The sequence below is a fragment of the Kitasatospora sp. NPDC088346 genome (genome assembly GCF_044740765.1).
Classification (GTDB): Bacteria; Actinomycetota; Actinomycetes; order Streptomycetales; family Streptomycetaceae; genus Kitasatospora.
Map to the genome: position 1 here is coordinate 18,588 of NZ_JBIURH010000064.1, position 13,389 is coordinate 31,976.

General features: G+C 71.3%; 7 protein-coding genes. 2 read left to right on the top strand and 5 right to left on the bottom strand.

Going from position 1 to position 13,389, the window contains the following annotated elements; translation table 11 throughout:
* Positions 1-510 precede the first annotated feature (510 nt).
* The 4 genes from ACIOFR_RS37905 to ACIOFR_RS37920 form a co-directional block, all read right to left on the bottom strand.
* Positions 511-3,564 (bottom strand): ATP-binding protein, encoded by a 3,054-nt coding sequence (locus ACIOFR_RS37905; protein WP_401004715.1) that lies wholly within the window; start codon positions 3,562-3,564, stop codon positions 511-513.
* Positions 3,565-3,894: 330 nt separating this feature from the next.
* Complete coding sequence (locus ACIOFR_RS37910) at positions 3,895-4,491, bottom strand: hypothetical protein (RefSeq protein WP_401004716.1); 597 nt, start codon at positions 4,489-4,491, stop codon at positions 3,895-3,897.
* Between the two features lie 315 nt (positions 4,492-4,806).
* Complete coding sequence (locus ACIOFR_RS37915; protein WP_401004718.1) at positions 4,807-5,220, bottom strand: hypothetical protein; 414 nt, start codon at positions 5,218-5,220, stop codon at positions 4,807-4,809.
* Positions 5,221-5,296: 76 nt separating this feature from the next.
* Positions 5,297-5,794, bottom strand: a complete 498-nt coding sequence (locus tag ACIOFR_RS37920; protein WP_401004720.1) for an ATP-binding protein — start codon at positions 5,792-5,794, stop codon at positions 5,297-5,299.
* A gap of 1,093 nt (positions 5,795-6,887) precedes the next feature.
* Here ACIOFR_RS37920 and ACIOFR_RS37925 point away from each other — a divergent pair.
* Together ACIOFR_RS37925 and ACIOFR_RS37930 are read left to right on the top strand one after the other, a co-directional pair.
* Complete coding sequence (locus ACIOFR_RS37925) at positions 6,888-9,719, top strand: ATP-binding protein (protein ID WP_401004721.1); 2,832 nt, start codon at positions 6,888-6,890, stop codon at positions 9,717-9,719.
* Positions 9,720-10,136: 417 nt separating this feature from the next.
* Positions 10,137-11,762, top strand: coding sequence for an ABC transporter substrate-binding protein (locus ACIOFR_RS37930; protein ID WP_401004723.1), 1,626 nt, complete (start codon positions 10,137-10,139; stop codon positions 11,760-11,762).
* 214 nt (positions 11,763-11,976) lie between these two features.
* On the opposite strand, the gene ACIOFR_RS37935 is transcribed toward ACIOFR_RS37930, so the two are convergent.
* Entirely contained in the window at positions 11,977-12,171 is a 195-nt protein-coding gene (locus tag ACIOFR_RS37935) for a response regulator transcription factor (RefSeq protein WP_401004725.1), read from the bottom strand.
* Positions 12,172-13,389: the final 1,218 nt, after the last annotated feature.

Consider the following 13,389-nt stretch of genomic DNA (forward strand, 5'->3'; position numbering starts at 1 on the left):
AATGTTTAGCATAGCCCTGGCCTCAACCTCTGTGTCCTGGGCGCAACCGGTCGACGCTGGGGGCAGTCCCAGAGCAGCATTTTGGAACCGCTTGCGATCGTCGGCGAGCAGGGGCCAGCGGCCGTCGATCAGGTCGCCCGTCTGCCACAAGGTCACAGCGTCAGGGCAGTGATCATCCGCGAATACCCCAGAGACGACGACACGGGGCCAGCGGGCGGCCGGACTGGCCATAGCCCAGCGAGACGTCCACCAGCGGGAACCCCGGGTCGCTATGCGTCGCCACCCTCGCCCTCAACCCGCCGGACGCGGGTGGCAACGCTGGAGCAACTGCTGGCTCGGCGCTCTGAACGCCTTCGATGGGCGTCACCAAACCGGCCCACGCACCCCAGCAAGATCAACACCTGGGTCAGCCTGGCGTACACCGAAAGACGCCTGGTAGACCCGTCGGCGGGGTCGGACACGGCGGCCCGGGAAGTCAGGTCCCCGGCCCTGTGGCAGCGAGGGCGCGGGCTACGGGAGGGCGTCGCGGACGTGGTCGCGTGTGACGGCGAGTTTCCTCAGGACGTTGGCGACGTGGTGCTCGACGGTGCGCGGGGACAGGGCGAGGGCGTGGGCGATGTCCTGGTTGCTCGCGCCGGCGGAGAGGAGTTCAGCGACCTGCCGTTCGCGCGGGGACAGATCCGCACCGTAGTCGGCGCGTCTGCGCGGTGTGGGGGGTTCCTGGCCGGCGCCGCGTAGGGTCCTGCGGCACTGCGCGGCGTCCGCGGTCGCGCCCAGGCGTGTGAAGACGTCCAGCGCCTCCTGCAGGCGGCGGGTGGCGCGGGCGGGGTCGGTGGCCAGGAGGAGCCGGCCGACCTGCTCGGTGATGCGGGCGGCGCGGTGTGCGCGCCCGAGGCCGCGGAACACGGTGCGGGCCTGTTCCAGGTGTTCGATCGCGTCCGTAGGCCGGGTGTCGGCGGCGAGCAGGCCCCGGCCCCAGAGGATCTCCGCCCGGGCCGCGGGCGCGTCCAGGCCCTCGATGCCTTGCTCGGCCTCCTCGATGAGGTGTTCGGCGTCGGTGCGCAGTTGGCAGGCGAGTGCTGCTTGGACGGCGGTGGGGAGGGTGTCGGTGGTCCATACCCAGGTGTGTTGGTTGCGGATGGTTTCCAGTGCGGGTTGCAGGGTGGTCCAGGCGGCTTGTGGTTCGCCTTCGGCCAGGTTGATGCGGGCGAGGGCTGCGGTGCAGGCGAGGGAGCATTCCTCCATGTTGAGGTAGGTCATGGGGTTCCCGATCCGTTCGCGGGCGCGGGTCCACTGGCCGTGTGCGACGTCGAGGAGGGCGAGCAGTGTTTGTGGTTCGACTTGGAGGGAGCTGTCCTCGGCGGCTTGGGGGGCGTGGGCTTCGATCCGTTCTTCCAGGCCTGTCCAGTGGCCGTGGGCGAAGTCGAGTTCGAGGCGGATGACGTCGCATCTGACTTGGAGCCATTGGAATTTGGTGTGGCGGGCCAGTTCCTCGGCTTCCTCGAGCAGGGTGCGGGCGTCGTCGTCGCGGCCGCGCCAGAAGGCTGATTCGGCGGCGTTGCTCAGTGCGCGGGCGCTTTGGCGCAGGATGTCCGGGTCGGGGTCGTGGCGTGGTAGCCGGTCCAGGAGTTGCTGGGCGAGGGGTTCGCCTCTGGCGGCGAGGAGTGTGATGCGGCTGGCTTCGACGGTTGCCTGGGCTACGGCGTCGCCGCTTTCGGCGGCTGTGTGTACCGCGCGGTCCATCCACTGGGTGTCCTGGGTGGTGGAGGTGTCGCTGCGGTTGCCCATGCCGGCGGTGGCCATGGCGATGGCGGCGAGTGCGGGGACGTCGGTGAGTTCGTCGACGGATTGCTCGATTTCGGCGGATGCTCCGGGCATGCCGTGGTTGAGGAGGATGCGTCCGAGGTTGAGGCGGATCTCTCCGCGGGTGGCGGTGGGCAGGTCCGGGTCCGCCAGGATGTGGCGCAGGGCGGCGACGCTGGTGTCGATGCTGACGCGGCGCATGGCGATGCGGCTCAGGGCGAGGGCGGTGCGGATGCGTTGGTCGGCGGGCAGGGTGGGTTCGGCGAGGATCTGTTGCAGGAGGTCGGCGGTGACGCCGTCGTCGCCGACGGCTTCGGCGTGGTCGGCGGCGGCGAGGGCGCGGGGCAGCCATGCGGCGGTGTCGCCGAGCATGCGGGTGTGGTGGGCGATCTGGACGAGGGCGGGGAGTTCCTGGCCGGCGAGTTTCTCGATGGCGCGGCGGTGCAGTCGGCGGCGGCGGGGGCCTTGGATCTCCTCGTAGACGGCCTGGCGGGCCAGCGCGTGCCGGAAGCCGTATCTGCCGGGGGTGGTTTCGATCAGGACGTTCGCTTCGAGGGCATCCACGAGGGCATCCTCGGTCTGTTCCTCTTCCAGTGCTGCCAGTGCCGCGAGTAGTTCTTCGGGGGCGGGGACGGCCAGGACGGCAGCAGCCTGGACCACGGCGGCGGCGGCGGGTGGGAGCTGTGCGACGCGTCCGTTCACCGCCTCCTGCAGGGCCCGCGGTACGCCGAGGCCTTCGAGTGCCTCCCCTACCTTCACGGGGTTGTGTCCGTCGGCGCTCTGGAGGCGGCCGGCGAGGACCAGCAGGTCCTCCTCGGCGGCCAGGGGCAGTCCGCCGCTGCGTTCGAACAGCTGTCGGCCTAGGGCTGCCGCAGCGCTCTCGCCGAGCGCAGCGGCGGCCAGTTCGCGGACCTGGCCGGGGCCGAGCGGGGCAAGGGACAGCTCGATCCCGCCGACGCCCACCGGGCGCCGGTAGGGGGCGCCCAGCACGCTGCCCCGCCCGGCCAGTTCGCCCTCCCGGTAGGTGAGGACCAGGCGCAGGCCGGGAGGGGGGTTGCGGGCCAGCATGAGGAGCAGTTCGCAGGTCGCCGTGTCGGCCCACTGGACGTCTTCCACGACCAGGATCACGTCGCTCAGGGCCCGCAGGACTTCCTGGACGTCTCCCATCAGCGGTTGCCCCGGCCCGTCTGCCTCGCTCGGCGCGTGCGGGGCGTCCTGGGCCAGGTGAGTGGCGAGTTCGGGGATGTAGGGGGCCAGTGCCGCGACGCTGGGGCTCAGTTCGACGTCGTGCCCGAACTGGGGATGAGCGTCGTGCAGGGCGTCGATGACGGGGCCGAACGGGAGCGGTTCGCGCAGCGGGTGGCAGCAGCCTCGCAGCACCGTCAGGCCGTCGGCGGCCGCCTGCTCGGTGGCCTCCTGGACCAGGCGGGACTTGCCGACACCCGCCTCGCCCTCGACCAGGATCACCGCGGGTCCTTGTTCGAGTGCTTGTGCCAGCAGGTGGAGCTCTTCCCTGCGCCCAACGAAGGGGAACCCCGTGCCCCGGCCGGAAGGGGAATCGCCCTCCCAGGGACTTGCCATGGCCGCACCACAACCTTCGCGCGTCACACCGGTACCAGCAGTACTGACGGATGCATCCGAGCCCTGCCACGGTACCGCCCGGGTGCCCGTGTCCGGGCTCCGCCACGGGCTGAGCCCGGGCTCTCCTCGATCGGGGCTGCGTCGGCTCGGCGTGGTGGCGCCGTCGCCGAACGCGGCCATGCCACGGCCTGCGGCACCACGGGCACGCCAGGTTGCGGTGACCGCCGCGGGGGCGTCTCGAGCCGAGGGTGCGCGGGGGTGCGCTGTCGGCCCGCCGCCGGGCGGCGGCGGGGGCCCGGGTGCTGCCGGGCGGGGCCCGATCCGGCAGCACTCGGGAGGGCGCGCTGTGGTGACGGCGACGCGTGGCGGTCGGCAGCCCGCACGCTGTGCCGGGACCCACCTTCCGGCCGCCCCGTGCCTGCCGGACCGGCCACGGGCGTCGGCGGGCGCAGGGTGGCGGCCGCTCTCGGCGCATCCCGGCGCGGATCCCACCCCAAGGGGGCGGGGTGCTCACCAGGGAGGCCGGGGGAGCTCGACGACGCGGCAGGCACGGTCGGTGAGCAGCCTGCGGCGCTGCTCGGCGGCGTCGGGGTGCAGGGCGAAGACCCAGGGGCCGGGTATGAGGACGATGCCGTGCCGTCCGGTGGTGACGGAGTGCAGGAGCCGGTCGAACTCAGGGCATCGCGTGCGGCGGCCGTTGTCGAAGTACAGGGCGGGCGTGGGGAGGTCGAGGTAGTGGGCGTAGTCCTCCACGAGGTGCCGATGGGCGGTCATCCCCCAGGTGTCGAAGGGGTAGCAGCGCAGGTAGGCGGCAGTGCCGTCCGGAGTGCGAGGACGCGGTGCCGCGGACGTCGGCACAGGTCTCGGCGCACCCCGGGTGAGGGGCCTTGGCGTGCGTGCGGTGGGCAGGCGCGGCTGCCGCGGGTCTCGGGGGCGGGGAATGTGGTCGCGGCCGATCTCGTGCATCGTGCCGCGGGTGTCGACGGCCCAGAGCCTGTCGGTCGCGTACCGGCGTTGTGCCATCCGGACAGTACCGGTGAGGCCGTTGGCCAGGGCGACTGTGGTGCCGACCCAGGTCGGCCATGCCGGATCTGTGCTGACGTTCATGTGCTTCACCGTTTCGTGCCGGGGTGGGTGGGTGGGTGTTCGAATGTCGCGGGCGGGCAGCTGGTTGCCGGGCCCTGCGGCGGCCGTGGCTGGTGTTGCGTGGTGCCGCCGCGCCGGGGGCTGGTGTGCGCGGCGGGCCCGTGCGACCGGTGCTTGCTGGGGCTGGCCGGTCGACATGACGGTGGCCGCCGCGCCGGTCCGAACGGCCGGCTGGCCGGGGCACACGTCCCCGCCTGGTTGATGTTCGGGTGTCAGACGTTGCCGGGGAGGGCCGTCGGGCACGGGGGCGGAACCGGGTACCCGGGCGCGGGCCGGTCAGGACTGGGCCCGGCGGCGCCAGACCGGTTCGGGGGTGTAGGGGATGACGGGCCTGCGCCGCCGGCGCCAGTGCGGCGCGGGGAGCGTGAGGATGCGTTTGCAGCCGGCGAGAGTCAGCACGCGGACGATCCTGCGGGCCTTCTCGTCGTCGGTGGAGAAGACCCAGGGGCCGGGGACGAGCAGGACTCGGTGGGAGCCGTCCGCCACGGCGCGGACCAGTTGCTGCAGACGAGGCGGGATCCCGACGGACGGGGGGCCGTCGTCCACGTAGAGGACCGGTTCCGGCAGGCCCAGCCGGGTGGCGAAGCGATGCAGGTCCTCGTCGTGGCGGGGCGGCTGCGGGCAGAAGCGCGGGCGGTATCGCAGGTAGGCGGCGGGCTGGGGAATCACGGAGTTGCCGGGGCTGGTCATGAGAGTGTCCTGAGGGTCGGGGATGCCGGGCGGGAAGGGCCCACGGGGGCGCGGACCGCGGTGGATGGCGCGAGGGTCAGACAGCAGTGACGTCGGCCCAGTGGGTGGCTCCGTGCGCCAGGGGCCGGCTGCCGTGAGCGGTCGACAGCGCGGAGACGATGACGCCACCGCGGCCGTGCTCCTCAGGTCCGCCCGTGGTCGCCCACGAGCCCTCCTGCGCAGCGGGGCCTCCGTCATCGACCTCGATGTGCACGGTGTCGGCGGCGGGCCGCTCGACACGCAGGGTGACCGGCGGCAGAGCGTGTTCCACCGCGTTGGTGACCAGTTCGGAGACAACCATCAGGACCTGGTCGGACGCGTTGTCGTCCACGCCCCACGCGTCGAGCGCGGCGCAGGTCACGCGTCGGGCGACGCCGGCGGACTCGGGGCGGTGCGGCAGCTCCCAGCTGCCGGGCGCCTCGCCGGAGCACGTCCGGGGCGCCGGGTTCGCAGGGCCGGGAGTGGCGCCGGAAGGAAAGGATTCCGAATTCACGGTCACGCCGCCGATTTCACTGAACTCGATGCTGGCGTTCATGGTCCTCACCCATTCCGAGAGGTTCACTCCGGTTCTGCCTTCTCTTCAAGAAGACACGAAACCGGGCATTGGAACCATCGACTCGAGCCCCTTTTTCGGTTACGAATCACACCGATCCTGATGGGCGATTGGGGGAATTCTGGAATTTGACACAAGGGGGACTGGGTGGCGATTACGCAGTGCGGTAGGTAGTGGGTAGGTAGTGGGCCAAGGACACCGCCGACGGGCTCGCCGGACCGTGGACGGGCCCGTCCGCAGGCCGCTCCGCACGGCGGAGGCACGGCGGAGGCACGGCCGGGACCCGTCCTGGGCGAACGTGGAGGCTGTCCTGTGGGCAGGGTGCGGTGCGCCCAGAGCAGGTTTCGGCGCCATGCCCGTAGGCGTGTTCGCCGTTTTACGAACTGCATCTCGAGGAGAGCGGAGCCATTCCGGCCCTGGATATCTGCATCGACCCGAAACGGGAAACCCGGCGGCCGCGGATGCCGGTGGCAGCCGGCATCCTTTCGAAGACCCTTCAGGGATTTCCCTTCCAGCCCCTCTGTCTCTAGCTGTCCGGGAGGCCCGGGAAGTGCGAAGCGGCGGCGATGCCGCGCTCATGGCTATGCCTGATGTGGAACATCCGTGCCCGGCATACCTACGCGCAGCCGTGCCCACCGTCGCCTTCTGTAACGCCCGGAAGCCCCCTGCCCGTGCGCTCAGTGCCGGTCGGCCTGTGTCGGCGTCGAACCGGTCTCCCCGAATGCCGTCGGCGCCGCCCGGGCAGACAGCGCGCGGCACGCGGCCGCCCGGAGACATGACCTCCGCGACAGGGGCTGCGGCAGATGCCGGAGGCAGAGTGTGGGAATCCCGAGGCTCGGGAGTCAAGAGGCAATCCCCGGCCGTGCGAAGGCGGCTGTCAGCACCGATCCACACGCGCGGGCCCGGCCGGTACACGGCGTCCGCGTCGAGGGACACAGTGCGTGCTTGTCGTGCGTGGCGCTGATGGTTCTGCGGGGTCTCGCCGGGGAGGGCGGGCGGCTGGCGGTGGCCAGGCCTATCGTGAGCAGGAGTGTGGGTCTGGGGGCCGTCCTGCCGGGTTTGGCGGTGGTGAATTGTGGCGGCCAGTCGTACGGGGTTGGCGTTCGTCGGCCGTGGGGAGGAACTGCGTGCGTTGGCGGCGGCTCTGGGGGCGGGGCCGGCGGTCGTCCTGGTGGAGGGCGAGGCCGGGATCGGCAAGTCCCGGCTGGTCAGCGAAGCACTCGCCGCTCTGGGCCCGGACGACGGCATCCCCGTGCTACGGGGCTGGTGCCACCCTCTGCGTGAGCCGGCACCGTTCGGCCCGGTCGTGGACGCCCTGCGCGACGGACTGACCCGCATCCCGCCGGACGTGGAGTTGGGGGCCGCGTCCGGGATCCTCGCCGCCCGTTTCGCTTCCGAGCCGACCGAGGCGGCCGCGGGCGCCGGCGGGCAGCAGCTGATGCGGGCAGTCCACGACGTGCTGGCCGCGATCGGCCCGGCCGTGCTGGTGGTCGAGGACGTCCACTGGGCCGACGACGCCACCCGCGAGCTGCTCCTCCTGCTGGCCCGCACTCCTCCCCCGCACCTGCGTCTGATCGTCACCTACCGTCGCGGCGATCTCCCTCACGGCACGGCCGTATTCGGTTCCCCGTACTACCGCCCCACAGGCGTCGGCGGACAGGACATATCCCTGCACCCGCTCGACCAGGCGCAGGTCCAACAGCTCGCGGCCGGTGTCCTCGGCAAGCCCGCCGCGCACACCCTGGGACGCCAGCTGTTCGAACGCAGCGCAGGCCTGCCCCTGATCGCCGAGGAGGACCTCCTCGCCCTCGCCGCCACCAGCCGCCGCCCGGCCGAGCCGTCCGTTCACGTCGTGGAGGGCCTCGCCGCGCCGCGAGCGCTGAAGGAGGCGGTGGGTGCCCGCCTGGCCGGGTTGGATGTGGTGGCCGTCGCGGCGGTGCAGGCCGCCGCGGTCCTCGCCGTCCCCGCCACCGAGGAGCTCCTCGCCGCCGTCGCCCGTCTGGACGAGGACGACGCCGAAGCCGGACTGACCGAGGCCCTGGACGCCAGCATCCTGGAGGAAACCCTGCCCGGGCGCTACGGCTTCCGGCACGTCCTGGCCCGCCAGGCCATCTACGAGAAGATCCCCGGCCCCCGCCGCAGGCGACTGCACCAACGCGCCATCGACGCCCTCGACACCGGCCCCGACCCACCCCTGGTTCAGATCGCTCACCACACCCGCCAACTCGGCGACCCCCACGCCTGGATCCCCCGCGCCCAGGCCGCAGCCGACCACGCCACCCGCATCGGCGACGACGGCATCGCCACCCAACTCCTCCAACAACTCCTCGCCGAACCCACCCTCCCCACCCAGCAACGCACCACCACCGCTCTCACCCTCGCCCACATCGCCGCCGACCGCCTCGAACTCACCACCACCATCACCGCCCTGCGCACCATCGTCGCGGACCCCTCCCTCCCCACCGCCGTCCGCGGCGAGATCCGCCTCAACCTCGCCCGGGCCCTGCTCACCCACTCCTCGGAGCCGAAGAACTGGCGGGAGATGGAGCGGGCGATAGAGGAGCTGGACAGCCGCCCGGACCTCGCCGCGACTGCCATGGCCGGCCTCGGCACGGGCACCGATTCGGCGTCCGTCGCACAGGACATCGCGTGGATGGAGCGGGCCGTGCACACCGTGGCCCGCACAGACGACCCCCTGGCCCACGCCACCGTGCTGGCCAGCCGCATCACCCTGCTCGAAACCCTCGGCGACCCCGCCGCACGGCAACTGCTGGAGCAACTGCCCCGTCTGGACGAGAATCGCGGCGTTCAGCGGCAGTGCTGCCGGGCCCTGCACAACGCGGCGGACGAGGCGATGTGGCGGGCGGACGACCCCAGAGCCCGCAGCCTCCTGGACGAGGCCGTGGAGCTGGCGGCCCGGGCCCGCAACCAACAGCTGGCCGCGGGATGCGAGAGCATCCGGCTGAACCTGGACTTCGCCGACGGCTTGTGGGACGGGCTGGACGAACGCCTCGAATCCATCGCCCCCGAAGCCGACCAGGCAGGCGGCATGTTCGAGGTGGAGCCGATGCTCATCCGCGCGCAGCTGGACCTCGCCCGCGGACACTGGGCACGCGCCCGCGAACGCCTCACCGCCCTCCTGGAGACCACCAGCCACGGATTCGTGCCCTGGCACCTGGTCGCCGCCGCCAACATGAGCCGCCTCGACCTCGCCGAAGCCGCACCCGTGCCCGCCTGGGAATGCCTGCAGCCCGCCCTGCACCGGCTGCGCACCAAGGACAACTGGGTATGGGCGGTGGACCTGGTGCCGAGTGCCGTGCAGGCGGCCCTCGCCTGCGGCCTCCGGCAGGAGGCGGAGGAGCTACTCCGGGAGGTGCTCCAGGGAATCCAGGGCCGGGACACCCCCGGCGTTCAGGCCGAAGCCCTGTGGTCCCAAGGCCTGCTCGCCACCCCTAACACGCCCGAGGAAGCCATCGGTCTTCTCGAGCAGGCGCGCAGCCGCTTCGAGGCCCTCGGGCGAGTCCACCAGGCCGCCCAGGTCGCCGAGCACACCGGTCACGCCTACCTCGCCGCCCACCCCGACGACCCCGGCCGCGCGGCCCGTTCCTTCCAGGACGCCCTGAACACCTACACACGTCTCGGCGCCGCAGCCGACCAGGCCCGCTGCCAGCACATGCTGCGCGAGGGCGACAATCGCCCCCCGGCAACCCGGCGGCCCCGCAGCCACGCCGACGAGCTCTCCCCGCGCGAACGGCAGGTCGCCGACCTCCTCACCACCGGCGCCAGCAACCAGGACATCGCTCGTGCCCTGTCCCTGTCCGTCCGCACCGTCGAACACCACGTCGCCCACACCCTCAAGAAACTCCGCACCACCCGCCACGACCTCCACCACCCCACCGCCACCTGAATCCGGCACCCCCGCGGCGGGCCAGCCCGAGCCGCACCGCCCCACCCGCACCGTGGAGCGCCCGACACCTACCCCGAAGGGAGCCCGGTCTTTGGCTTCGGGTCGCCTCGCGTCGTGGCGTGCGTGCCGCGGTCCTCGACTGGTCCTGGTGATCCGACCGCCCCTGAGTGCGGGCGGCCAGTTGGCCGGACCAGTCCGGATCCCCCGCAGACTGCCCCTGGGCTGGTTTCCCGGATCGGCATCACATCGCCTGTTCGTCGACGATCGATGTGGCCGGCGCGTCGCCCCTCACGTCGGCGAGCCGGCCAAGGCATGTCGACCGAGTCTTAGCGCGTTCGGCGGTACCGCGGTCGCGCCGCCGCGCACCGGCGACTCTCATGGGGTGTGATGTGCTCCGGAACCCCAGGAGGAGGCCTCATGCCCGCAGCCACCCGAGTGCGCCTGGCCGTCATCGGTGCGACGTCCGTGGCCCTGGTGGCCACCGGCTGCGGCAGCAGCGGCGGCAGCAGCAGCAGCGGTTCGACCGACGCGAGCAAGACCTTCAGCTACCAGAGCACCGAGCCGCAGAACCCGCTGCAGCCCGCCAACACCCTCGAGGCCGGCGGCGGGCGCATCCTGCAGAACCTCTTCAAGGGCCTGGTCGACTACAACCCCGACAACGCGCAGCTGCGGATGCAGGTCGCCCAGTCGATCGACACCAGTGACTCGCAGACCTTCAACGTGACGCTGAAGACGGGCTGGACCTTCCACGACGGTACGCCGGTCAAGGCCGCGAACTTCGTGAACGCCTGGAACTGGGCGGCGACCACCGCGAACAATCAGATCAACAGCTCCTGGTTCGCGGACATCGAGGGCTACCAGGACGTGCACCCGGAGAGCGGTGCGGGCACCGCGACCACGATGTCCGGCCTGACGGTGACCGACGACACCCACTTCACCATCAAACTGAGCGGCAAGGTCTCGTACTTCCCGTACAAGCTGGGGTACATCGCCTTCTCGCCGCTGCCGGACGCCTTCTTCAACGATCCGGCCGGGTACGGCCAGAAGCCGGTGGGCAACGGGCCCTACCAGTTCGTCAGCTGGGACCACAACACCCAGGTGGTGACCAAGAGCTACCCGGGCTACATCGGTGTGGACAAGCCGAAGAACGGCGGCGTGGTCTTCAAGATGTACACCACCGCCGAGGCCGCCTACGCGGACCTGCAATCCAACAACCTGGACGTGCTGGACCAGGTGCCGCCCTCCGCGCTGGCGAACTACAAGAGCGACCTCGGCGACCGGGCGATCGACGCCCCGCAGGGCGCGATCCAGATGATCGGCTTCACCCTGTACCAGCCGGAGTGGCAGGGCGCGAACACCGCCAAGGTCCGCCAGGGCCTGTCGATGGCGATCGACCGGAACACCATCACCAAGACCGTGCTCCAGGGATCCCGTTCGCCCGCCTCCGCCTGGGTCGCCGAGGGCGTCGAGGGCTACAAGGCCGGCACCTGCGGCGACTTCTGCAACTTCGACCCGGCCAAGGCCAAGCAGTTGATCACCGAGGGCGGCGGCGTGCCCGGCAACAGCCTGAAGATCACCTACAACGCCGACGGCGGCCACAAGGAGTGGGTGGACGCGGTCTGCAACTCGATCCGGCAGAACACCGGGGTGGAGTGCGTCGGCGACCCGAAGACCGACTTCAAGACCGCCCGCGACGCGATCACCGGGCACACGATCAACGGAGCCTTCCGCACCGGCTGGGTCCAGGACTACCCGCTGAACGCCAACTTCCTCGCAGACCTCTACAGGACAGGCGCTTCGGGCAACGACTTCGGCTACAGCAACCCACAGTTCGACCAGCTGGCCGACCAGGCGGACGCGGCGGCCAACATCCAGGACTCCGCCACCGGCTACCAGAAGGCCGAGGCCGTGCTTCCCCAGGACATGCCGACCATTCCGCTCTGGTACTACCGGACCAACACTGGCTACTCCACCAACGTCCAGAACGTCACCTTCGACTCCTTCGGCAACCCGGCCTGGACCCAGGTCGAGGTCAAGAGCTGAGAGCGCCTCACCAAGCGGCAACGCGAGTGGGTCCGTGCGGGGCAGCCGATCTTGGTCGTCGGCTCGGCCGTGCCCGGGCCAGGCAGGCGACGACGCCATGCCCCCGGTTCTCGCCCGAGACGCGTGCCCGCCGCATCACGGTCCCGCCCGTGCCCGTGCCCGTGCCTGTGCCTGTGCCTGTGCCTGTGCCTGTGCCTGTGGCGCGGTGTGTCGGTCAGGCGGGGGTGGGGTGGTGGAGGTCGTGGCGGGTGGTGTGGAGTTTCTTGAGGGTTCGGGCAACGTGGTGTTCGACGGTGGGGACGGACAGGGACAAGGCGCGGGCGATGTCCTGGTTGCTGGCGCCGGTGGTGAGGAGCCCGGCGACCTGCCGTTCGCGCGGGGAGTTCCTCGCCGTGGGAACGGCGGCCACGGGGAACGGGGCGTTCCTGGCCCAGTTCGCGCAGCGTCTGCTGGCAGCGGGCCTGGTCGGCTGCGGCGCCGAGGCGCGTGTAGGTGTTCAGGGCGTCCTGGAAGGAGCGGGCCGCGCGGCCGGGGCTGTCGGGGTGGGCGACAAGGTAGGCATGACCGGCGTCCTCGGCGATGCGGGCCACCTGGTGGACTCGCCCAAGGTCCTCGAAGCGGCTGCGCGCCTGCTCCAAGTGCTCGATGGCTGCCTCGGGGCCGGTAGGGACCGCCAGCGCGAGCATGCCACGGGCGCCAAAAGGCTTCGGCCCGAGCCCCGGGGGCGTCCCGGCCCTGGATTCCCTGGAGCACCTCCCGGAGTAGCTCCTCCGCCTCCTGCCGGAGGTCGCAGGCGAGGGCCGCCTGCACGGCACTCGGCACCAGGTCCACCGCCCACACCCAGTTGTCCTTGGTGCGCAGCCGGTGCAGGGCTGCTGCAGGCATTCCCAGGCGGGCACGGGTGCGGCTTCGGCGAGGTCGAGGCGGCTCATGTTGGCGGCGGCGACCAGGTGCCAGGGCACGAATCCGTGGCTGGTGGTCTCCAGGAGGGCGGTGAGGCGTTCGCGGGCGCGTGCCCAGTGTCCGCGGGCGAGGTCCAGCTGCGCGCGGATGAGCATCGATTCGATTTCGAACGTACTGCCTTCCCAGATACGCCCCCAAGCGCCGCGACCAACCCTGTCCGTCTACCAGAGCCGACTATCAGATCCTGATCACCGAGCCGCCCATAGTGCACGGGTATGCCCTTAACTGAGCGGCATTGGGGCCGGGTGCGGGTTCTCCGAACCCGGATCCGGCCCTGGCCTCGTATGCCTGGAGCCGCAGGAAGCCCGTCAGGTGAGCGGGCAGGCCGGCACACCGCGTCTGGATCCGCAGAACAACAGCTCCGGACAAGACCTTCGCAGCGGGTGACCGAGAAGGGTCAGCGCGGAGACCGGCAGGCTGGGGACGTGGCGAGCAGGCCAGGACGCACGACCGCATCTCCGTTGTGGCTCGGATCCGGCGGCTGTTCACCACCCTCGGCGTCAGACCCGTCCACGGTACGGCCCGCCCACCGGCGCAGGCTGGTATCCGGGACCAATTTTCGGACGGTTCCTCTCTGTCAGCCTTGGGTGAGACATCCCGCTTTGGCGGGTTAGCCTGAGAGGGCCCCGAGTAGGAGTTCCACCCCTGATGACCAGCACCAATC